This window comes from Mangrovivirga cuniculi, from assembly GCF_005166025.1.
Lineage (GTDB): Bacteria > Bacteroidota > Bacteroidia > Cytophagales > Cyclobacteriaceae > Mangrovivirga > Mangrovivirga cuniculi.
Genome location: NZ_CP028923.1, coordinates 809687 through 832628 on the forward strand (window position 1 = coordinate 809687; position 22942 = coordinate 832628).

Genomic DNA, 22942 nt, shown 5'->3' on the forward strand with positions numbered 1-22942 from the left:
TAAAGGCAGGTATAAAATTTACCTGCCTTAAATATTGATTATTTTCTTTTTGCAGTAAAGACCTGACCCTGGGCGCTAATATTTGCAGCTGTGAATTCATCTCCTTCTTTGATGAATTCAATAGATATAAATCCATCCAAGCTTTTAAATTCACTGTCACTTACTGGAATCAACCAGCTATTTACACCACCACGGGGCACCCTTATTTTTAGTTTTCCGTTTTCTTCTTCAATAAACATGGCAAGGGGCACCTGATCGATCATATATTCTCCGGATACCTTCATGTCTGGCCCAACGGATTTATAAATTTTCTCCATAGAAGGAGAGATGTTATTCTTTTGAGATTCGTCAGGAACTCCAAGGCTAACCAACGCATAATTTACTTCTTTAGCATTATCTATAGTGATAGTATATTTCTTATCATTTTTCCATACATCAGCCTTCTTGGTATAAGTTTTTGTAGAGCCATCATTATAATAAACATCAAGCTTTAAGGGTACAGGACGAGTCCCTTTATTTTCTACAGTTATTTCATTTCCCTTAAGATCAGTAATTGCCAGATCTGCATTTCCATAATTAAAAAACCATGGTTTAAAAAGCCAGGTTAGATCTTCTCCGGTTACATCCTCCATTGTGAATATAAAGTCATATGGGGTTGGTGATTTCTGAGCCCACCTATTAATATATTCACTATATGCTTTTTGAAACATTTCATCACCCAAATAATCATGCAACATTGCATAAAAGAACCCAGGTAGACTGTATGATGCGTAGCCGTAATTGGTTTGATCCATAAATTGAGTAGAAGTGATCAGAGGAAGATCTTCAATTGTTCCCATGGTACCACCACCTGTTGCCAGACCAACATAATTTGGGTCCTCGCTTTCTACGAAATATTTATTTATCACTAATTGAGTGATATACTGAGCCCAGCCTTCATCCATAGCTGCGAATCTTCTTTCATTTATTCTAACATACATAGGAAAATAGGTGTGGAACATTTCGTGTACCGTTACTCCCAATCCAGGACCGGCATTGTTAGCCATCATTGGAAACTCCATTCCCCCACCTCTTAATCCGATAAAAGTAGTAAAAGCAGGATATGGATAAGCAACTCCAGGCATGTCTTCAGAGAAATGCTTCATAGTTTTTTTCTGATAGTCCGTCACTTTTGAATATGCTTGGGCTTGTCCTTTAGGGAATACAGTACTTATTAAAACATTTCTATCTTCAACTTTTTGGTTTATCGCATCCCACTGGTAGTGATCACTAACACTAAAAGCAAAATCGCTTACTTCTTCTGCAACATAATGCCACGTACCTGATTTATTTTTATAATTCTGAAGATCGTCTTCAGTTATCACATGAACTACTTCTTCAGAAGTTTTGGCTTGCTTGTATTTTTCCAGAATATCATCCTGGAAAACTTCCTCGGGGTTTTGAAGCATTCCCGTTGCCCAGATATTGAAGTTCTCGGGCATAGTAAGTGTGACATCGTAATTTGCCAGGTTGTTATAAAATTCTGAAAGGATAGTGTAGTTCATGGTATCCCATCCGAAGATATCATCGTAAACGGAGATTTGCGGATACCAGTAGGCTACATGATAGCTAGTGCTGTCATAAACACCCGTTCTTCTTAAGGTATTAGGTATTGTATAATGCCACATGATTTCAAGTTCAACTGAAGATTCAGGAGCTAAAGGTTCACTAAGCCTGATATACATATTTGTACCACTACGAGACACCTGATCTCCATTTAAATCGACTTCCTCTTCTTCCACAGATAAAGATGAGATTTCTGTACCGTTACCAATGTCTTCAGGGTTAACAGATGATCTTCTGCTAGAACCTTCTTTGAATACATCATGATAAAGTCTTACTACGATAGTGTTTAATTCGTCAGGTGAATTGTTATGATAAGTAATCTTAGCTGCTCCGGTTAATAGTCTTGTCGCCGGATCGATATTCGCATTAATATTATAGTCCACTGTGTTATGCCAATAATTTTCACCAGGGGCTCCATTCTTACTCCTGGTTCCGGCTTCGTAAGCTTCTCTTATTTCTCTTGGAATATAATATTTTTCTTCCTGAGCATAGATTACACAGGATAGTAATACAAATAAGTAACTAAATATTATTTTTTCATGGTTGATATTATTAATACAATACGAATATAAATTAATAGGACCAGAATTCGAATCGAATAAATATGTTGATCACATATAATTCAATGAACGGTAGATAATAATGAAGAGCGAACTTTATTAACACCAAATACCGGGCGGTTTTTGGTGTTAAATGGATATCCTGTGGCATGGATAACAAAAAAAGCCTTACCCGATCTACAGGTAAAGCTTTAATATTTTAAGCTAAAACAGCTGGGAATTACGCCAGGCTGTTAACGTGTTTTCTCAACTTTGATTTCTGGTTAGCTGCTTTGTTATCGTGAATGATATTTTTCTTAGCTAACTTGTCAATCATTGAAGAAACCTTGTTGTATAGCTCTAGAGCTTCATTTTTATCAGACGTATTTCTCAAACGTTTTACAAACGTACGAGTAGTTTTATGCTGATAACGGTTTCTCAATCTTCTAGCAGCGCTTGAACGAATTCTCTTTAATGCCGACTTATGATTTGCCATTTATCTATACTTTTTCTTGTTTCAAATTTAGGAGTGCAAATGTACGAAAATATTTACAAACACAAAACATACCCTGTATTTTATCTGTAAAATTAATCGCCTTTTGCTCAACAGGTTACAAAGGTAGTAAATAATAGTGCCAATAATGAATTTTTCATCAATAGATTATTAGTGGGTATTCAAAAGGAATTGGCTTATTTTAGACCAATGAAGAAAATAAACTTTTTACGTGTATTTATTATTTTAACATTGATTTTGATCCCGGTAATTTCTTTTTCCTGGGGCTTTTTTGCACATCGGGAGATTAACAGAAGAGCGATCCTGACACTTCCTGCTGAGATGAGTAAATTCTATAAAAACTTCTCTCAGTATATCAGCGAACATTCGGTAGATCCTGACAAGAGGAGGCATTCAGTTCCTGACGAGGCGCCAAGGCATTATCTTGATGCAGATGTATATGGTGATTCAGCAGTATATAAGTTGCCCAGGTATTGGAAAGAAGCAGTGGACTCACTTTCTGAGGACACCTTGAAGGCTTATGGCGTATTGCCCTGGCATGTTCAAAGAGTTTGCTATCAATTGACGGATGCTTTTAAAGAAAAGAATGTAGAAAGGATAATACAGCTTTCTGCAGAAATGGGTCATTATATCGGAGATGCTCATGTTCCTTTGCATACTACAATAAATTACAATGGACAATTAACAGGTCAGGAAGGAATTCATTCATTCTGGGAAACCAGGCTACCAGAATTGTTTTTCAAAAATTATGTTTTAGTACCTCGAAAGGCTAAGTATATAGAAAATACTCAACTTGAAATCTGGAATGTTATAGCACATAGCCATAGCCTTGTTGATTCAGTTTTATCTTCTGAAGTTAAGGCTCGAAAGAATATCCCTGAATCTGAACAATACAGTGTTACAATAAGGAAAAATGTTGAAGTTAAGCGACCTTCGTATGAATTATCAGCAGAATACAATCGATTGTTAAATAACATGGTTGAAAAGCAAATGCTGCGATCCATAAATAAAATTGGTGATTTTTGGTTTACCTGCTGGGTAGATGCGGGACAACCGAATCTTGATAAGATGCTTAAGAAATATAATAAAAACGAAGAAAGCAAAAAGAAGAGGAATGATTAAACCCGTAGATTATTACAGGAGAAGGCGTGCTAAATTAATTTCAGATTTAGAAAGTTCAACGCTAGCAGTTTTTCACAGCAATGATCTGATGCCTACTAATGCTGATGGTAATTATCCGTTTGTTCAGGATTCCAATTTGTATTACCTCACGGGAATTTTACAGGACAGAACCACTCTGATTATTGATAAAAGAGGAGAAAATGTTAAGGAAATACTCTATATAAGATATTCTGATGAGCATACGAAAATATGGGAGGGAAGAAAGCTTTCCCAGTCTGAAGCCAGTGAAATATCCGGTGTGGAGGATGTGCGATGGGAGAAAGATCTTGAGGAGGATCTTGAAATGCTTTTATCCAATGCAGATTCAGTTTCTGCTTTGGAGGATTATCCACGACGAACAACTCCGGAAGTTTACAGCAAGAATAAGAGATTTGTTGAATACCTGAAAAAAGAATACCCCGGAAAAGGCATTAGTATTTTAAATGATCTTCTAAGAGAATTACGCTTTTCAAAAGATAATCTTGAATTAGGCTATCTTCAGGAAGCTTGTAATATTACCGCCAAAGGATTTGGAAAAGTCCTTGAAACAATACGGCCCGGAGTTACTGAAAATGAATTGCAGGGAGTTTATTATTCGGAATTTCTGAAGCATAATGCGGAAGGATTTGCTTATGAACCAATAATTGCTTCAGGAAGGGATGCTTGTGTATTACATTATGTGAGGAACAATAAAATCATCAAAGAGGAATCGCTCATATTAATGGATGTAGGAGCTAAATACAGACATTATAGTGCTGACCTAACCAGGACAGTTCCGGCAAGCGGGCGATTCACCTCAAGACAAAAGCAGATATACAATATGGTGCTGAAAGCTCAGCGTCATGCATTTTCCATTATAAGAGCCGGTAAGACACTCAAAGAGATTAATGCAGAGGTTGGGCTATATATTCAGGAGCTTTTACTAGAACATGGTCTTTTGACTATTGAGGACATCAATAATTCATCTAAAGAAGCCCCTGCCTACAGAAAATACTTTATGCATGGCACTTGTCACCATTTGGGTATAGATACCCATGATATACCATCGGGGACAGAACCTTTAAAAGAAAATGCTGTAATTACAGTTGAGCCTGGATTATATTTGATCGAAGAAGAGATTGGTATACGATTAGAAAATGATGTGGTAGTCAAAAAAGATGGTATCGTTGATCTTATGGCAGATATACCAATTGAAGCTGATCATATAGAAGAATTAATGTCGAAATGAAAAAACTTTTTATTCTAAACGCCCTGGTATTAACTGGCATTCTATTTACTGGCTGTGGTGATACTTATAGTATCGACAACGAAACGTGTACTTACGAAGTTTGTGATCCCAGAAGGGCATTTACTGAATCTGTATCAAACAGGAGGTTAAGAGCTCTGCTTAATGAAAGTAATAATTATGAATTCTACCTTTACAATTCTGAAGGCTCAGAAATAGTCGATACACTTAACATATGCAATCAATTAGCTGAAAGTGTAAATTATAATGGTGAATTATTTCTTGTTACAGCCAATATCAAAACTCAGTGTCAGGAAGATCAGTCTCCAAAAGGCACTGCTTATCTAGCGAGTATAGTATCTGAACCTTTTTGTGATGTGGACAGGGTTAATTCTGAAGAGTCTGCAGACCTGATCAATACTGAATGGCAATTAGTTGGAAAGATTGTCCTGGGTGGCGATATCAATTATCCACCTTGTGATTATATAGGGGCAACTCTAGAGTTGACTTCAACTACTTTTGGACAACTTTCCGGCGGTATGAATGAATTCAATGGAGCAGTAAATGAAAGCGGAAATACAATAACCTTTAATTTCGAGCAGCAAACTTCGATTGAAGGCTTTGAAATTTCAGTGCAATATGAAACATCATTAGTAGAGGAATATTTCACTAATGATGAATTATCATATATAAATAACAATAGTGAGCTGAAATTGTGGAAAGAGACCGGTGTGGCTACTGATACGCTATTATTTCAGGTTCTGCCTGAAGAGCAATAAAAAAAGCGCTTCGATTGAAGCGCTTTTATTTTATATTTCAGTAGGATAAAAATTATCCGATAGAAATTCTTTTGAATTCAGCAACAGTAAGGCCATCTTTCACACTATTAAGATATTGTGAAATAGACTGGCTGTTATCTTTAACGAAAGCCTGCTCAAGTAGAGTGTTTTCTTTAAAGAACTTATTTAGTTTACCCATAGCAATTTTTTCAACGATTTGCTCAGGTTTACCTTCAGCCTTAGCTTGTTCTTTACCAATTTCAATTTCTTTCTCTACAATAGCAGAGTCAACACCGTCTTTGTCAAGAGCAACCGGGTTCATAGCAGCAATTTGCATAGCAACATCTCTACCAGCTTCAGTTTGGTCTTCACCACCAGTGTTTTTAAGAGAAACTAATACACCCAGTTTGTTTCCAGCGTGTACATAAGGAACAACTTGCTCGCCTTCCATTTTTTCGTAAGCAAGGATATCGATTTTTTCACCGATCTTACCTACTAATTCAGTGATCTTTTCTTCGACAGTCTGATCACCAAGCTTAATTTGCTTAAGCTCATCAATGTTTGAAGGGTTGTTTTCAAAAGCAGCGTCAGTAATTTCTTTACCAAGATTAACGAATTCATCGTTCTTAGCTACGAAATCAGTTTCACAACCGATGGCAACAATAATACCTACAGTTTTGTCGTCGTTAGTTTTGGCAAAAACATACCCTTCATTGGTCTCACGGTCACTTCTTTTAGCAGAAACCTTTTGACCTTTTTTTCTTAAGATTTCGACAGCTTTGTCGAAGTCACCGTCAGCTTCAACCAATGCCTTTTTACAGTCCATCATACCGGCACCGGTCATTTGTCTTAATTTGTTAACTTCTTTTGCAGTAACAGCCATGATTATCTTGTTTTATAAGAGATCTAGATCGTATTAAAAAAAATTGAACACCGGAAGAAGATCTCCAATGTTCAATTTTATGATATTATACTATAGTGCCATTATTCTTTATCTGAAGCACCTTCTTTAACTTTTTCGCCTTTATCTGCGGCGCGCTTTTTATTTTCCTCTTCCTTCATCTTAGAGTCTTCCTTATCTTTCTTACGCTCCATTAATCCTTCTTCGATTACAGAAGCGATATGTCCCATAAGTAGCTCTACAGATTTGTAAGCATCGTCGTTTGCAGGTATTGCGTAGTCAACCAGAGTGGGATCTGAGTTAGTATCTACAAGTGCGAATACCGGAATGTTGAGCTTTTGCGCTTCTTTGATTGCAATATGCTCACGCTTTATATCTACTACAAATAATGCTGCAGGTAGACGGGTAAGGTCTGAAATACCACCTAAAACTCGCTCTAGTTTTTCTCTTTCACGAGTAATCATCAGTCGCTCTCTTTTTGCCAGGTTTAGATAAGCTTCTTCTTTCATCATTTTATCGATGCCTGACATTTTCTTAAGCGATTTTCTGATGGTTGCGAAGTTAGTAAGCATACCTCCCAACCAACGCTCAGTTACAAAAGGCATTTTAAGATTCTTTGCATTTTCTGCAACGATACCTTTTGCTTGCTTTTTAGTAGCAACGAACATAATTTTTCTTCCTGAGCGTGCAATGTTGCGCAGCGCGTGGGATGCTTCGTCAAGACTTGCTAAAGTCTTGTTGAGGTCTATAACGTGGATCCCGTTTTTCTCCATGAAAATGTATGGAGCCATTTTAGGATTCCACTTACTCTTTAAATGCCCGAAATGGACACCAGCATCCAATAAGTCTTTGTACTCTAGTTTTGCCATTGAGTAGTTTGATTAACAATAATTTTGATTTCTTAGTCCTGTTATCAGGATTAACGTTTCGAGAACTGGAATCTTCTTCTCGCTTTGCGACGGCCGTACTTCTTTCTTTCGACCATACGTGGATCCCTTGTAAGGAAACCTTCCTTCTTTAACGCAGGTCTGTGTTCCGGATTGATCTCGTTTAGTGCACGAGCAATCGCAAGGCGTAGTGCCTCAGCTTGTCCGGCGATTCCTCCTCCGTCTAATATAGCTTTAACATCGTAATTGTCATTTTCGTCTACTAGAGCGAAAGGCTGTTTTACGATAGTCTGAAGAATATCAGAAGGGAAGTACTCGTCAAGAGCTCTGTCGTTAACGGTGATTTCACCTTTACCGGGCGTCACGTAAATTCTCGCAACAGAAGTTTTACGTCTTCCTATGGTATTGATTACTTCCATTAATTATTAATTAAAGTTTAATTTCTTTCGGTTTTTGTGCTTCATGAGGATGCTCAGTTCCTGCATAAACATGAAGATTGTTAAATAACTGACGTCCAAGTCTGTTTTTTGGCAACATGCCTTTTACGGCCATTTCCAAAACTCTCTCAGGTCTTTTATTTAACAATTCCTGTGGAGTAGCAAAACGCTGTCCCCCGGATGTCCTGTGTGACGAACGTATTGTTTAGCAGTCATTTTCTTCCCTGTAAGGTTGATCTTTTCTGCATTAATAATAATAACGTTGTCTCCGCAGTCAACATGTGGAGTGAAATTAGGTTTGTGCTTTCCTCTGATCAGTTTTGCAACCTCGCTCGCAAAACGTCCCAATGTCTGTTGTTCAGCATCAACAATAACCCACTCTTTGTTAACTGTTTCTTTGTTTGCTGAAATGGTTTTATAACTCAATGTATCCACTTTTATAAAGCTTTAATTTTTCCAATACATAATCGGTCCCCTCTCAAAAAGGGACACAAAGATAGACGTATTAATTTTGAATTCCAACAATAGTAGACAAATATCAATGAAATTGTTTGATAATCACCTGTTTTTGTCTAATTGTTTGATTGCAACTGCGAAATCTTTAGGGTATGGAGCCTTAACATCGGTCATTTTACCTTTGGGATCCTCAAAAGAAATTTCATTTGCATGAAGTGCCAGTCTTTGGATTAATGGTTTTTCGATTTCATCTCGGCCAATATTGTAATTTCTTTTGACCTTACTTAAATAGAGCGGCCTGCCTCCATATGATTCGTCTCCGGTGATTGGTGCTTTTAGAAAGCTAAGATGAACCCTGATCTGGTGCATTCTTCCCGTAACGGGCCGGCAGGCAACTAAAGTATGGGTTTTATAGGCTTCTAGGGTATCAAAATAAGTTAGCGCTTCTTTTCCATCCTGAAAATCAACTACTACTATTCCTTTTTTCAAAGTTTTGATCGGGCCGGTGGCTTTGGTATTCTTAAATTCATGCAATCCATCTACTATGGCATGATAAATCTTATTGACTTTTCTCTTTTCAAAAGCAATTGACATATGCCTGTAAGTCTCAGGATTTTTTGCGATAACCAAACAACCCGAAGTTTCTTTATCCAGGCGGTGGCATATTTGTGAATCCGGCTGATATTCTTTTGCAAACTTAAGTATGCTTAGATTTGAAGTACGATCATCTAAGGTTGAAATACCCGGAGGTTTGTTAATGATATATAAATTATCATCTTCGAAAAGTACGGATTCACTTATATTAAACTTTTTCATTAGAAGTTTTTTTACCTTTGTTTCTTTGCGGTTGTTCGCTTTGCTTTGCCAAAGGTAATGTAAAGTAAAACAACGTGCCTTCACCTGGTTTACTTTCAAGCTGAACCTTGCTGTTATGTCCGTCAACTACATGCTTTACAATTGCCAGTCCAAGTCCGGTTCCTCCTTTTTTCTTCGTACGGCTTTTTTCTACCCTGTAAAACCTTTCGAATACTCTGTGGGCATGTTCATTTGATATACCAACGCCATTATCCTTTACGCCAATAAAGGCTTCTCCGTCTTGTTGCTTTAGTATTATCTTGGCCCACCCGCCTTCTTCAGTATATTTTATAGCATTGGAGGTCAGGTTTAACATTACCTGGTAAAGCCTGCGTTGATCTCCATAAATCATTAATCCAGGGTTCGTATCCTTCGAAAAATCTAGTGATATATTTTTTTTCTGGGCTTTATCTTCTAGTTCATCAATAATCTCCTGGCACATGTTATAGATGTCGAAGTTCTCATAATGCATTTTTATTTCTCCGGCCTCCATTTGTGACAGAGTCAGAAGATCATGGACAAGGTTATCTAAGGCATCCAGACTTTTTGCTGCTTTCTTTAGAAATTTAGTTCTTACAGTCTTGTCTTTAATTGCACCGTCCAAAAGGGTGTGTACAAATCCCTGAGCTGCAAAAATGGGAGTTTTTAATTCGTGTGAAACATCTGCAAGAAAGTCTCTTCGGAATTGTTCCAGTTTTTTAAGTTCGGCGATTTCCCTTTCCTTAGTTGATGCAAATGAATAAAGTTCATCATATAATCGTCCAAACGGGCTTGACTTACTGGCAAGATCATCTTTTAGTAAGCTATAATCCTCACCTCTCATTTGCTCGAGAATGTGATACACTTTTTCGAGTTCTTTAATAAATAGAAATTCGAGTACGATATAGCTTAGAAGGTAAGAACTGGCAAATGTAACCAGGACGATCACAACAAGAGTAGTTGTATCAAAGTTACCCCAAAGAGAAATGAAGGCGACACTGATCAGGGCCACACATATTCCAATTAATATCGATATGATTTTGGAATTAAGTAATAGTGATTGTTTACTCTTGTTCAAATTTGTAGCCAACGCCTTTTATTGTTTTAATATAATCCTGTCCTACTTTTTCTCTTACCTTTCTTACGTGAACATCAACAGTTCTGGCAAGAACGAAAACATCACTTCCCCAGATATTCTTCAATAATTCATCGCGATTATAAACTTTCAAAGGGTTATTGGCAAGAAAATAGAGTAATTCGAATTCTTTTTTTGGCAAACTAATTTCTTTACCGTCCTTAATGACTTTGTAAGAAGTCTTATCGATCGTGAGATTTGGAAAGGTAAGAACATCCGAATTTTCCTCTTTGCTTTCTTCTCTCCTGAAAATAGCGCTTAAACGACTTATAAGAGCCCTTGGCTTGATCGGTTTGGTGATGTAATCATCCGCGCCCACTTCAAAAGCAGCCACTTCAGAATACTCCTCTGATCTTGCAGTGAGAAAAATAATATGGGCACTTTTAAGATCGGGAATCTCTCTCAATCTCCGGCATGTTTCTACTCCGTCCATATCGGGCATCATTATATCCAGGAGAATAACATCCGGTTTAAAGTTTTTTGCTATATCTAAAGCTTCAGCTCCGTTCTTTGCTGCTTTAGTTTGAAATCCCTCTTTATCCAGATTGTAGGTGAGTAACTCAATGATATCTTTTTCGTCATCTACGATAAGGACTTTCTTATTTTTAACTTTATTGTCTTTCATTTTAGATTCTTATGTAGCCGAAAATACCAGTTTTCATTTATTTATTCAAATCTCACCCAATTCATTCTTCAGTCCATCAACGCTGGTAATATCAACTTCTACCGCTCCAATGAACATCTTTGCTTTGATCTTAAGAGGGATTCGGTTTTTATCAGCGCTTATCCATGCTTCAATACTATCTTCACCATCAAAAATTTCATTGTCAGGCATAATTGGTGCAATAACATAAGCATCCATTTTGCCCAGTTTAGTCCTGACTTTTTCTTTTCGAAGATATCTGATTTTAAATTCATAAACCTCATCATCGAAAAAACCTGAAAGATCTACCTGGTCACCAGGTTCATATTGGTCAAAATCCAGCGTTCTAAAAAAGTAATAACCACTTACGAGATCCAATACATTTTTAGGGATGTCATATTTGTCTTTTTTCTCAACTCTTTTTGAGTCTTTGCTTAGTCGGGTAACGAGTGCTGTTCCTGTTTTATGATTAAAATCAACGATTTCATTTTTTCGATACCTGTTTTCTTTAATAAATCTATAAAACCGATGAGGGATTAAGGCAGCTGTATCCATGTAGCTACCCCATCTGTCGTCAACTTGATAAAATACTTCTACTGCACCAGAAGTCCTGCCTTGAATATCAATTCTATAACAAGGGCGGTTATTAAGTTTATAGATCTTATCACTGATGGTCATTGTAGCTTTTGCAGCATTGAATATACCATAATGAATTCTATAATTTAGCACTTCTCCAGGACCAAAATTATTTTGTTCAAGAGTTCTGTACGTTGAGTCCTGAACGGTAAAAGCACTAAAAGCCAATATTGCAAATACAGTAAAAAGTTTTTTAAATAATTTCATTATGATTTTATTTATTATTCTTTACATAGTGATCGATCATTATTTTAAGATCGCCACCAAATTTTTCATTTAGCTGAGTATTAAGAGTTTTTTCATAGCCTCTATATCTTATAAATGACATCAGATATGCGTTATTGAGCTCCTTTTCTTTAAAGATATCGTAATAAGCCTTGTTTTCGAATTGAATTGTGTTCAATTTTTCTTTTATACTGTTTATAAATTTCTTTTTAGCTTCTTCTTTAAAGGAGTCTGGCAGATAGTCAATAGACTTATATAAATCATCAAGCTTACCTGCTTGTTTTACCATATATTGTATATACGTATTTCTGTCATTTAGTTCTTTCTTATAGTTTTCGACTATTTCACTCTCAGTACCATACTTAGATTTTAAATATATCAGTGCACCTTTCGTGCCAAAAAATGAAGCGAGATTCTCATTAAATGTCAGGCTGTCCTTAATAAATAGTGTGCCATGAAATAATTCATGGATTAAAGTTTCTGAAAGCCGGGCTTCACCAGCGATTAACATTCCGGAAAGTACCGGATCATTAAAAAAGCCCAAAGTTGACCATCCACCAGCAGTCCTGATAAATGCATCATAGCCCTGATTTTTAATTTTTGCCAATTCGCTTTTTGCCATTTCTTTATCGAAAAAGCCTTTATAAGAAAAAGTTCCGATGATCGGAAAGCTCCATTCTTTTGGCTCGAACTGATAAGGCTTGCATCCGCTTACCACGAACATTATCGGATCCTCACCATGATCATAAAAATCGGTGTAGTTGTCTGATTTTTCAGGCCCAGTTCTGAAAATGCAAATTCTCTGATATCACTAACTTTTGATAATAGATTTCTTGTGGAGTCAGCAACATTATTATTGGAAATCAGTTCAGTTATCGGTTTTGCATTTTTAACTACACGAAGTTGTCCTTCACCTTGTTTGAAACCATAGTAAATTAGTTCCCTGTTCCAAATTGCCAGCGCAAAAAACAAAATTATTAAAATTGATAATATCCTCGACTTTCGTGTTTTAAGCATAATTAATGATAATACTTATAAATATAAATTGCCACTGATTAATAATCTTATATAAACGTTTATTTGTTTGGCAATTAAGTTGAATGATGTAAATTCGATCGTTGAATTAATTTTAAAAACAGAATATAAAATGGCAGATAAGTCTGAAAAAAACGAGAAGCTGAAAGCGTTGCAGCTCACTATAGATAAACTTGAAAAAACTTACGGAAAAGGAACTATCATGAAGCTCAGTGATGAGCGAGTAGTGGATGTTCCGGCAATCTCATCAGGTTCTGTTGGCCTCGATATTGCATTAGGAGTAGGTGGTTTTCCTCGAGGTCGAATAGTTGAGATTTATGGACCTGAGTCTTCAGGTAAAACTACTTTAGCAATGCATGCTATTGCCGAGGCTCAGAAAGCCGGAGGGATGGCAGCTATCGTCGATGCAGAACATGCCTTTGATAAGACTTATGCTGAGAAACTAGGTATCGACACTGAGAACTTACTGATCTCTCAGCCTGATAACGGTGAGCAAGCACTTGAAATAGCAGAGCATCTAATTCGTTCGGGAGCTTTAGATATAGTAGTTATTGACTCAGTAGCTGCTTTGGTGCCAAAAGGGGAGCTTGAGGGAGAAATGGGAGATAGTAAAATGGGTCTTCAGGCTCGTTTGATGTCTCAGGCATTGAGAAAATTAACGGGTGCGATCAACAAGACAAAATGTACCTGTGTATTTATTAACCAGTTGAGGGAAAAGATCGGTGTTATGTTTGGTAACCCCGAAACTACCACCGGTGGTAATGCCTTAAAATTCTATGCTTCAGTTCGTCTTGATATTAGGAGAATAGGGCAAATCAAAGAAAGCGCAGATTCTGTTCAGGGTAACAGAACAAGAGTGAAAGTAGTAAAAAACAAAGTTGCACCTCCTTTCAAAGTAGTAGAGTTTGATATACTTTATGGAGAAGGTATATCAAAGGTAGGAGAGATAATTGATATTGGCGTTGAAATGGGGATTCTTGATAAAGCAGGATCATGGTTCAGCTATGACGGAAACAGGCTTGGACAGGGTCGTGAGGCAATAAAAAAACTAATTCTCGATAATCCGGAATTAATGGAAGAATTAGAGAAAAAGATTAAAGACAAAATTGCCGGTAAAGACGAAAACACTAAAGAAGCAGTAAAAGAAAAGTAGTTTATACAATTATAACTATCTCATAATAAAGCAGAAGTGATTTTTTCACCTCTGCTTTATTATTTTAAGCGTAAAAAATATAAACATTCTAATAATGTTGTATTTATTTAAGATGAATGATAGTTGAATGGGTTACATTATACTTTTAAACTGTATAAATTTACGATAATTGTCACTCAAATTGATCTAAGTTATGAAAATGAATGGTGTGAAGAAAGGTCTGCTTTCTTTCGTCTTTACTTTTTTTGTCGGAATAGCAGCATTTGCCCAGGGGGATATGGAAGATGTGCAGTCGATGTTCATTTATCACTTTATTAAGTATATTGAATGGCCAGCTTCTAGTAATTCCGGAAATTTTGTGATAGGCGTAACTGGAAATGATGCGCTTTATCAGCAAATCAGTTCAAAGTTAAATGGAAAGCCAAGACCGGGAGGTAAAATAATTGTTAAACAAGTGAGCGATCCTTCGCAAGTGAGCGGATTACAGATCGTCGTGTTGGGAAAAAATAAATCGAGAGAATTTGAGTCTTATAAGGCTAAAACAGCTGGAAAGCCAATTCTTTTAATAACCGAAGATAGAGGTTTAGGTAAAAAAGGAAGTTCGATTAATTTTATTGTCGTGAATGGCAAGCTGAAATTCGAACTCAATAAATCAGTAATTGACGCACAAAAGTTAAGGGTTTCTTCCAGCCTTACTCAAGTTGCCGTTGTGATTTAAAACTTGTTTTTGTTAAGAAAAAAAGCCGATTTCGTTGATCGAAATCGGCTTTTTTAATTTGTCTATTTTTATTGATTAAGATCTTATTGCGATCACCGGGTCAAGTTTCGCTGCTTTCGCTGCTGGTATTAAGCCAGACAAAATTCCGGTCAGAGAAGCAATGATTACCCCTATAATAATATTTTTCGTGGTTAATATTATTTCAAGGCTTCCTAATGGAACGAACGTGAGAAGATAAACTAAAATTATACCACAGAATCCTCCAATAAGACTTAGTAATAATGCTTCAAATAGAAATTGAGCAAGAATAACATAGTTTTTTGCTCCCAGTGATTTTTGAATGCCTATCAACGGAGTTCTTTCTTTTACTGTAACGAACATAATGTTTGCGATACCAAACCCTCCGATCAGGATGGCACAGAGACCAATTATGGTACCGGCGACATTTACAACTCCAAAAACCCCGGATACCATATCAGCAATTGCTTCAGGTTTGTTTATAGAGAAGTTGTCTTTTTCACCGGGTCTGAGTCCCCTTACCGGACGTAACAGGCCTTTAATCTCTGAAATTAACTGTTCTAATCCAGTATCACCTTCCACCCCGCCAATACCTATTCTGGCTCCTATTCCTTCGTATTTACTTCCGGTTAGATATAGTTTTTGAAATGCTTTAAAAGGGATGATAATCTTCTCATCGTTACTAGTAATTCCCAAAAAGCTTTCTCCAGCCTCTTGCATAACACCAATAACTTTAAACTTGTAACCCCTATGCTTAATTTCATTACCTATTGCAGGTTCATTTGGAAAAAGTGAGGTAGCCACAGTATGACCAATAATAGCTACAGGTCTTCCTCCTTCAATCTCCTGCATTGAAAAATATCTTCCTGTTCCAATTGGAGTATCCTGTAGTTTAAAGTAATCATAGGTGCTGCCTGTCAGATTAACTGTTCCAATACTGTTGGATCCATGCTTAAATGTTCTACTTCCAACACTGCTTATAATTGCAACACCGCTTTGATTGACCAGATTTTCTTTTAGTAATTCGTATTCCTGATAAGTTGCCTGCGGGCGTTTAAGATATTCCCACCATGGAAAGTCAGGACCTCCTACAAAAGGCCATTTTTCAACATATACTACGTCAGCACCTAGAAAAGAAAAACTGTCTTTAATATTTCTTTCAAGTGAGTCAACAAGGGTGTAAACGGCTATAATCAGAAAAATACCTACTGTAACACCCAAAAGAGATAGAGTGGTTCTGAGTAAGTTAGTTTTTAAGGCCGTGAAGGCAAAAACAAAGCTTTCGTATAACTGCCTGAGCATCTTTATGATTTATTTAACGGAGTTTTTCAGAAGTAAGAAATGAATGTTAAGAAATTAAAAAACAATTCATTAGATTTGCAACCTTAAATTATTCTGTTCATTTTGAACAATATAGTGTAAATATACATATGAAGTTATCAGAGTTCAAATTCGATTTGCCCGAAGGTTCTATTGCGTTATATCCGGCTGAAAACAGGGATGAATCTCGCTTAATGGTCGTAAACCGCAAAGAAGGAACAATTGAGCACCGCCTATTTAAAGATATTATTGAATATTTTGACGAGGATGATGTGTTTGTTCCAAATGACACAAAAGTATTTCCTGCCAGAATGTATGGAAATAAGGAGAAGACCGGGGCAAAGATCGAGGTATTTTTACTTCGTGAGCTGAATAAAGATCTTCACCTTTGGGATGTTCTTGTAGATCCTGCCAGAAAAATTCGTGTAGGTAATAAGCTTTACTTTGGTGAAAGCGATCTTGTAGCAGAAGTAGTTGACAACACAACATCAAGAGGAAGAACGATTAGGTTCTTGTTTGATGGAACAGATGAGGAGTTTTATGCTACTATCGATGCTCTTGGTGAAACTCCATTACCAAGAGAGATCAAAAGAGAGACAGAAGCTGAAGACAGAGAGCGATACCAGACAATTTTCGCTAATGAGAATAAGGTAGGTGCAGTCGCTGTTCCAAGTGCAGGTTTACATTTTACCCCTCACGTAGTTAAGAGACTTGAGCTAAAAGGTATTGAAATTGCTCCAATCACTATGCATCTTGGCTTGGGTACGTTCAGGCCTGTTGATGTGGAGGATCTTACTAAGCATAAGATGGACAGTGAAAACTTTACTGTTGCTCAATCTACTGTAGATATTGTTAATAACGCCCGAGATAATAAAAACAGAATCTGCGCTGTAGGTACCACGGCCATGAGAGCATTGGAGTCTTCTGTTTCTGCAAATAATGAGTTGAAGGAAAATTCGGGATGGACAGATAAATTTATTTTCCCTCCATATGAATTTAAAATTTGCGACGCATTATTAACTAATTTTCACCTTCCTGAATCGACCTTATTAATGAGTGCTGCGGCTTTCGGAGGTTATGATCTGATCATGGAGGCTTATCAAATTGCCATAAAGGAAGGATATAGATTTTATGCCTATGGTGATGCAATGTTGATCATATAAATAATTATTTAAAATATATTAAATTCCGATCCTTACAGGTTCGGAATTTTTTTTGCCATGAAAAAGTTTGTTGTAATAGTAGCCGGGGGTTCAGGGTCAAGAATGAAGTCTGAAATCCCTAAACAGTTTTTAAGACTAAAAGGTATTCCTGTGTTAATGCACACCATTCAAAAGTTTTATAGTGCTTTTGAAGGGGAGATTACTATTGTACTCGTATTACCTTCTGATCAGCATGAGTATTGGAATACGCTGTGTGAAGAACACAATTTTATATTACCACATATTACTACCCATGGCGGTAAAACCCGGATGCATTCAGTTGAAAATGGCCTAAATGAGATAAAAGAGGAGGGGGTAGTAGCTATTCATGATGGCGTACGTCCTTTGATCAGTGAGGAGGTAATTCGTGAGTCGTTCTTTACTGCTGAAGAACATGGTAGTGGGGTAGTTTGCGTTCTACCGAAGGATTCATTAAGAAAAATATCAGATACTGATCGAAATGTTACCAGAGCGGTAAACCGATCTGATTATTTGTTAGTACAAACTCCTCAAACTTTTAGAGTAAAAGAAATTAAGCAGGCTTTCATAAAAGCTGACCATTATGAATTCACAGATGATGCCAGTGTTTATGAAAATTCAGAGCAGAATATTAAAGTCATAATGGGAAACTATGACAATATAAAAATTACAACTCCTGAAGATCTGGTGATCGCAGAGTCACTCATCGGAAAATAATTAACCCCCGAAATAAATCGGGGGTGTATAATTAATATTCGTCTTCGTTGAAGAAAAAGTCTTCTTTGGTTGGGTAATCAGGCCAAATCTCTTCAATGCTTTCAAACGGTTGTCCATCATCTTCCAGTTCCTGAAGATTCTCAACAACTTCCAATGGTGCTCCTGATCTGATTGAAAAATCAATCAATTCGTCTTTAGTTGCCGGCCAAGGGGCATCTTCTAAATATGACGCAAGTTCTAATGTCCAATACATAACTTACTCTTTTAATAGATTCTAATTTCCGCAAAAATAAAAATTCGGTTGAATAATCAAACCATTTATTTGATTCTTCTAATAAGAATATAAATCTTACCGCTAACTTTGCAAAGTTTAATACGACAAATTTTATATTTAGTTATTCTATCGAAAAATTGTGTTAATTTATTATATAAATATCAATTTTATCATCTGATATTTTTGAATAGAAGTAATCTATATGAGTGACGAAAAAATAATATTTTCAATGTCCGGTGTGGGCAAGATATATCCTCCTAAGAAACAGGTTCTTAAGGATATTTACTTATCTTTTTTTATGGAGCCAAAATAGGGGTTATCGGATTAAACGGAAGTGGAAAGTCCAGTTTGTTAAAGATCATTGCCGGTATTGATAATGAATATCAGGGTGAAGTAGCATTTAGTAAAGGTTATTCAGTCGGTATGCTGGAACAGGAGCCTGAGCTCGATCAGGACAAAACTGTAAAAGAGGTCATTGAGGAAGGCGCTAGTGAAACCGTAGCCCTTTTAAAGGAATATGAAGAGATAAATAATCGATTTGCAGAGCCAGAAGTGCTTGAAAATGCAAATCTGATGAATGAACTCATCGAAAAACAAGGAGAAGTTCAGGAAAAACTAGACCAGGTAAATGCCTGGGAGCTAGATACTAAGCTAGAGATTGCAATGGATGCTCTGAGGACTCCTCCTGCCGATAAAATAATCAGTGTACTTTCTGGGGGAGAGAAAAGGAGAGTAGCTCTTTGTCGACTTCTCTTGCAGGAGCCTGATATACTATTACTTGATGAGCCTACCAACCACCTTGATGCTGAATCTATTTTATGGCTGGAACAACATCTTAAGCAATATAAAGGTACTGTTATTGCAGTAACTCACGACAGATATTTCCTGGATAATGTTGCTGGCTGGATCCTCGAATTAGACAGAGGACATGGAATTCCATGGAAGGGGAATTATTCTTCCTGGCTCGAACAGAAGCAAAAACGTCTGGCAGAAGAAGAGAAATCAGAATCTAAAAGACAAAAAACTCTTGAAAGGGAGTTGGATTGGATCAAGATGACTCCAAAAGGGCGTCATGCCAAGCAAAAAGCAAGATTAAATGCCTATGATAAAATGGTTGGCCAGGAAGCAAGGGAGAAAGAAGCTTCTCTGGAATTATATATTCCGCCTGGACCACGCTTAGGTAGTAAGGTCATCGAAGCTAATAACGTTTCTAAAGCGTATGGCGAAAAAGTTCTATTTGAGGACCTTTCATTTGCATTACCACAAGGAGGTGTAGTTGGAGTTATCGGTCCAAACGGAGCAGGTAAAACCACTTTATTTAACCTTATAACCGGAAAAGAAAAACCGGACTCAGGTGAATTTGAAACAGGTTCTTCTGTTAAATTAGCATATGTGGATCAGGAGCACGATGATCTAAAACCTGATGAATCGGTTTGGGAAGCTATTTCGGAAGGAAATGAGTGGATTGAACTTGGAAATGTTAAAGTTAATAGCCGTGCTTATGTTAGCAGGTTTAACTTCAGCGGATCTGATCAGGAGAAAAAAGTCGGAAAACTATCCGGAGGAGAAAGAAACAGGGTTCACCTTGCGATGACACTTAAAGAAGGCGCCAACTTAATTCTACTTGATGAGCCCACAAACGATCTCGATGTAAATACATTAAGAGCATTAGAGGAAGCGATAGAAAACTTTGCAGGCAGTGCTGTAATTATCTCACACGACCGCTGGTTTTTAGATAGAATTTGTACTCATATTCTTGCTTTTGAGGGAGACTCACAGGTATATTGGTTTGAAGGCAATTTCACTGAATATGAGGAAAACAGGAAAAAAAGATTAGGGGATACCCAACCAAAGAGAATTAAATATAAAAAGCTTATAAAATAACTGATCATGAACAAACGACACATTTTTTCTTTATTAGCCATAGTTCTGTTAATGTCTTCTTGTTTCAATTTCAAGGAGCGGATCTTTCTTAAAAAAGATGGTTCCGGAACATACACCTTCACTATTGATATGTCCGCCTTAAAGCCAATGATGGAGGCCTTCGAAAATATGGCGGATTCTACTAACACGGATGAAGAGAAGAAAGAAGGACCGAAGGATATGACCAAAAAGTTCGATGACGACATGCAGAAGGACAAAGAACTCCTTGAATCTGTAGATGGCATTACAAATGTTGAAGCTATATCTGATGAGGAAACCTTTAATTTTGGATTAAAATTCGATTTCGAAGATGTTAAAGCGTTAAACAATGCTTTAAATGCGATGAATAAGAAGGAAAATGAAAATTACCAGGAAAAAGAATTCTTCAAGCATAGTAAAAAATCTTTTGAGAGAGTTTCTTTATTTCTCGATAAGAGTGAGTTGAAGGAAGAAATGAGTGAAGAAAGTGATGAAGAAATGACAGATCAGGATTTTGAACAGATGTCTCAAATGTTTGGAGATATGACTTATACCACTGAGTATGTTTTCGAACAGCCTGTAAAGAATATTTCAAATCAAAAAGCAATGATGTCACCAGATGGAAAAAAAGTGACTATTGAAACTAAAATCTTAAAAGAAGAGGAAGGAGAAAGTGGTTCGACAAAGTTCTCATTTTAATATTAAATCTCTGAGAGGATTTGTGATGCATGGATGATTTTAATTTTTGATTTTACCTAACGGTATTAAAGTAGTTCATAAAGAAATAACTTCAACCCGGCTTGTTCATGCCGGGATTGTTTTAGATGTAGGATCCAGAGATGAGGACACCGACGAATTGGGACTTGCTCATTTCTGGGAGCACATGGCTTTTAAAGGCACCAGGAAAAGAAAAGCATTCCATATTTTAAGCAGATTAGATGGTGTAGGAGGTGAGCTGAATGCGTATACTACAAAAGAGAAGGTTTGCTTTTACGCTTCTGTGCTTGACACTTATGTAGATAAAGCAGTTGATATAATTTCCGATATAACTTTCAATTCAGTTTTTCCTGAGAAGCAGATAGAGAAGGAAAGAGGGGTTATACTGGAAGAAATGTCAATGTATTACGATTCACCTGAAGACGCGATACAGGATGATTTTGATGAAATAGTATTTGCAGGCCACCCTCTTGGAAATAATATTCTAGGTACACGTGAAAGTGTATTAAATTTTACAAAGGATGATTTTTTGAACTTTATATCCAAAAATATGGATACTTCACGGATGGTATTTAGCATCACGGGAAACATCAGTTGGAAAAAAGTTCAGAAATTATGTGATAAATACCTTTCAATACAGGAACCCAGAGTTAGATCATCCCATCGTGAAGAATTTAAGAATTATATCCCCAGGCATGTCGAAATAGAGCGTCCAACAACTCAGGCTCATTGTGCTATCGGATGTGAAGCTTATAATGTTCATGATGAAAAACGTTTGCCATTTTTCACTTTAACAAATATTCTGGGAGGTCCGGCAATGAGTTCACGGCTTAATATGGGAATAAGAGAAAAGTATGGATATGTTTATGCTATTGACGCCTCTTATCAATCATTTACAGATACCGGTCTCTTTTCTATATTTTTTGCCACTGAACAAAAGCAATTAAAAAGGTGCATTAACCTCGTAAATAAAGAACTGGAGAAATTAAAAACGACCAAATTAGGTTCACTTCAGCTACATAAGGCAAAAGGACAGATTATGGGACAACTGGCTATGGCAGAAGAAAATAATGTTAGCCTGATGCTTTTAATGGCAAAGAGTCTTCTAGATCTTGGTAGAATAGAATCTTTGAAGGAAATTTTCTCAAGGATTGATTCAATCTCTGCGGAAGATTTACTTGAAGTTTCAAATCAGATATTACAATCTGATCAATTAAGTTTATTAACTTTCTTACCTCAAAACCATTGACAATGCAGTTTTTGCCCGAGGAAATATATAAATATACTGTAGAGCACACCCAGGAAGAGCCGGAAGTATTAAAAGATTTAGATCGAGATACTCACCTTAATGTATTAATGCCCCGAATGATTTCAGGACATCTGATGGGTCGAGTACTTGCCATGCTTTCAAAAATGGTCAGACCAAAATTTATTTTAGAAGTAGGAACCTATACCGGATACAGTGCGATTTGCTTTGCAGAAGGACTGCAGGAAGACGGCCATATTTTTACAATTGATAAGAATGAGGAAATAGAAGAGATGGCAGAGCGTCATATAGAAAGGGCAGGCTTAAATGATAAAATCACCCGAATTCAGGGTATTGCATCTGATATCATTCCTACTCTTGAAAAGAAATGGGATATGGTTTTTCTGGATGCAGACAAAAAAAATTACGATCTTTATTATGATCAGGTTTTTGAAAATGTAAATAAAGGTGGATTTATTCTGGTAGATAACGTTCTATGGAGTGGAAAAGTAGTCGGAATGCACGGAAAAAAAATAGATGCTGACACCAGGGCCATTATGGACTTTAATAAGAGGGTCCACAAGGATGAACGAGTTGAAAATGTTTTATTTCCGATAAGAGACGGATTGATGGTTTTAAGAAAAAAATAAATATTTATATAACAGGCAGCGATGAGGATTTTTT

Annotated in this window: 21 protein-coding genes and 3 pseudogenes; 11 read left to right on the plus strand and 13 right to left on the minus strand. The window is 36.7% G+C overall.

What is annotated here, in order from left to right:
• Window positions 1–38: 38 nt before the first annotated feature.
• The gene (locus DCC35_RS03660) at window positions 39–1988 is read right to left on the minus strand and encodes a M1 family metallopeptidase (protein ID WP_137089514.1); all 1950 of its coding nucleotides are present in this window, start codon (window positions 1986–1988) and stop codon (window positions 39–41) included.
• 397 nt (window positions 1989–2385) lie between these two features.
• Entirely contained in the window at window positions 2386–2640 is a 255-nt protein-coding gene (gene rpsT, locus DCC35_RS03665; RefSeq protein ID WP_137089515.1) for a 30S ribosomal protein S20, read from the minus strand.
• A gap of 207 nt (window positions 2641–2847) precedes the next feature.
• On the opposite strand from rpsT, the gene DCC35_RS03670 reads away from it, so the two are divergent.
• The 3 genes from DCC35_RS03670 to DCC35_RS03680 are packed head-to-tail and all read left to right on the plus strand — an operon-like array spanning window position 2848 to window position 5823.
• Entirely contained in the window at window positions 2848–3780 is a 933-nt protein-coding gene (locus tag DCC35_RS03670; RefSeq protein ID WP_137089516.1) for a zinc dependent phospholipase C family protein, read from the plus strand.
• Window positions 3773–5047 carry an aminopeptidase P family protein gene (locus tag DCC35_RS03675; protein WP_175402704.1) on the plus strand — a complete coding sequence of 425 codons (1275 nt, stop codon included), beginning with the start codon at window positions 3773–3775 and terminating at the stop codon, window positions 5045–5047. Before DCC35_RS03670 ends, DCC35_RS03675 begins: the two co-directional genes overlap by 8 nt.
• Window positions 5044–5823, plus strand: a complete 780-nt coding sequence (locus DCC35_RS03680; RefSeq protein ID WP_137089518.1) for an META domain-containing protein — start codon at window positions 5044–5046, stop codon at window positions 5821–5823. Before DCC35_RS03675 ends, DCC35_RS03680 begins: the two co-directional genes overlap by 4 nt.
• Before the next feature lie 52 nt (window positions 5824–5875).
• Here the strand turns inward: DCC35_RS03680 and tsf are convergent, their stop codons facing one another.
• The 9 genes and pseudogenes from tsf to DCC35_RS03725 all read right to left on the minus strand — a co-directional run bounded on the left by tsf (window position 5876) and on the right by DCC35_RS03725 (window position 12994).
• Window positions 5876–6706, minus strand: a complete 831-nt coding sequence (gene tsf, locus DCC35_RS03685) for a translation elongation factor Ts (protein ID WP_137089519.1) — start codon at window positions 6704–6706, stop codon at window positions 5876–5878.
• Window positions 6707–6807: 101 nt separating this feature from the next.
• Window positions 6808–7593 (minus strand): 30S ribosomal protein S2, encoded by a 786-nt coding sequence (gene rpsB, locus DCC35_RS03690; protein WP_137089520.1) that lies wholly within the window; start codon window positions 7591–7593, stop codon window positions 6808–6810.
• A 50-nt stretch (window positions 7594–7643) separates the two neighbouring features.
• Complete coding sequence (gene rpsI / locus DCC35_RS03695; RefSeq protein WP_137089521.1) at window positions 7644–8030, minus strand: 30S ribosomal protein S9; 387 nt, start codon at window positions 8028–8030, stop codon at window positions 7644–7646.
• 10 nt (window positions 8031–8040) lie between these two features.
• A pseudogene (gene rplM / locus DCC35_RS03700) lies at window positions 8041–8483 on the minus strand (50S ribosomal protein L13).
• Between the two features lie 123 nt (window positions 8484–8606).
• Window positions 8607–9320: an RluA family pseudouridine synthase gene (locus DCC35_RS03705; RefSeq protein WP_137089522.1), complete on the minus strand. Its 714-nt coding sequence runs from the start codon at window positions 9318–9320 to the stop codon at window positions 8607–8609.
• On the minus strand, window positions 9307–10350 hold the full coding sequence (locus tag DCC35_RS03710; RefSeq protein ID WP_246070136.1) for a sensor histidine kinase: 1044 nt from the start codon (window positions 10348–10350) through the stop codon (window positions 9307–9309). Before DCC35_RS03710 ends, DCC35_RS03705 begins: the two co-directional genes overlap by 14 nt.
• A gap of 52 nt (window positions 10351–10402) precedes the next feature.
• Window positions 10403–11098 (minus strand): response regulator transcription factor, encoded by a 696-nt coding sequence (locus tag DCC35_RS03715; RefSeq protein WP_137089523.1) that lies wholly within the window; start codon window positions 11096–11098, stop codon window positions 10403–10405.
• Between the two features lie 45 nt (window positions 11099–11143).
• Window positions 11144–11959, minus strand: a complete 816-nt coding sequence (locus DCC35_RS03720) for a DUF3108 domain-containing protein (RefSeq protein ID WP_137089524.1) — start codon at window positions 11957–11959, stop codon at window positions 11144–11146.
• Between the two features lie 7 nt (window positions 11960–11966).
• A pseudogene (locus DCC35_RS03725) lies at window positions 11967–12994 on the minus strand (aminopeptidase).
• A 130-nt stretch (window positions 12995–13124) separates the two neighbouring features.
• Here DCC35_RS03725 and recA point away from each other — a divergent pair.
• On the plus strand, window positions 13125–14165 hold the full coding sequence (recA, locus tag DCC35_RS03735; RefSeq protein WP_137089527.1) for a recombinase RecA: 1041 nt from the start codon (window positions 13125–13127) through the stop codon (window positions 14163–14165).
• A gap of 193 nt (window positions 14166–14358) precedes the next feature.
• Entirely contained in the window at window positions 14359–14883 is a 525-nt protein-coding gene (locus tag DCC35_RS03740) for a YfiR family protein (RefSeq protein ID WP_137089528.1), read from the plus strand.
• A 75-nt stretch (window positions 14884–14958) separates the two neighbouring features.
• Here DCC35_RS03740 and DCC35_RS03745 read toward each other — a convergent pair whose 3' ends face one another.
• Complete coding sequence (locus DCC35_RS03745) at window positions 14959–16203, minus strand: ABC transporter permease (RefSeq protein ID WP_317128981.1); 1245 nt, start codon at window positions 16201–16203, stop codon at window positions 14959–14961.
• Window positions 16204–16331: 128 nt separating this feature from the next.
• Here DCC35_RS03745 and queA point away from each other — a divergent pair, with 128 nt between their 5' ends.
• Both queA and DCC35_RS03755 read left to right on the plus strand, forming a co-directional pair.
• Complete coding sequence (gene queA, locus DCC35_RS03750) at window positions 16332–17384, plus strand: tRNA preQ1(34) S-adenosylmethionine ribosyltransferase-isomerase QueA (RefSeq protein WP_137089530.1); 1053 nt, start codon at window positions 16332–16334, stop codon at window positions 17382–17384.
• Between the two features lie 57 nt (window positions 17385–17441).
• Entirely contained in the window at window positions 17442–18119 is a 678-nt protein-coding gene (locus tag DCC35_RS03755) for a 2-C-methyl-D-erythritol 4-phosphate cytidylyltransferase (protein WP_137089531.1), read from the plus strand.
• 31 nt (window positions 18120–18150) lie between these two features.
• On the opposite strand, the gene DCC35_RS03760 is transcribed toward DCC35_RS03755, so the two are convergent.
• Window positions 18151–18372 carry a DUF2795 domain-containing protein gene (locus DCC35_RS03760; protein WP_137089532.1) on the minus strand — a complete coding sequence of 74 codons (222 nt, stop codon included), beginning with the start codon at window positions 18370–18372 and terminating at the stop codon, window positions 18151–18153.
• A gap of 223 nt (window positions 18373–18595) precedes the next feature.
• On the opposite strand from DCC35_RS03760, the pseudogene ettA reads away from it, so the two are divergent.
• From ettA to DCC35_RS03780, 4 genes and pseudogenes are all read left to right on the plus strand, one after another.
• Window positions 18596–20277, plus strand: a pseudogene (gene ettA / locus DCC35_RS03765) (energy-dependent translational throttle protein EttA).
• A gap of 6 nt (window positions 20278–20283) precedes the next feature.
• On the plus strand, window positions 20284–20994 hold the full coding sequence (locus DCC35_RS03770) for a hypothetical protein (RefSeq protein ID WP_137089533.1): 711 nt from the start codon (window positions 20284–20286) through the stop codon (window positions 20992–20994).
• Window positions 20995–21040: 46 nt separating this feature from the next.
• Window positions 21041–22261, plus strand: a complete 1221-nt coding sequence (locus DCC35_RS03775) for a M16 family metallopeptidase (protein ID WP_137089534.1) — start codon at window positions 21041–21043, stop codon at window positions 22259–22261.
• Window positions 22262–22263: 2 nt separating this feature from the next.
• Window positions 22264–22908, plus strand: a complete 645-nt coding sequence (locus tag DCC35_RS03780) for an O-methyltransferase (RefSeq protein ID WP_137089535.1) — start codon at window positions 22264–22266, stop codon at window positions 22906–22908.
• The last annotated feature ends 34 nt before the right edge of the window (window positions 22909–22942 follow it).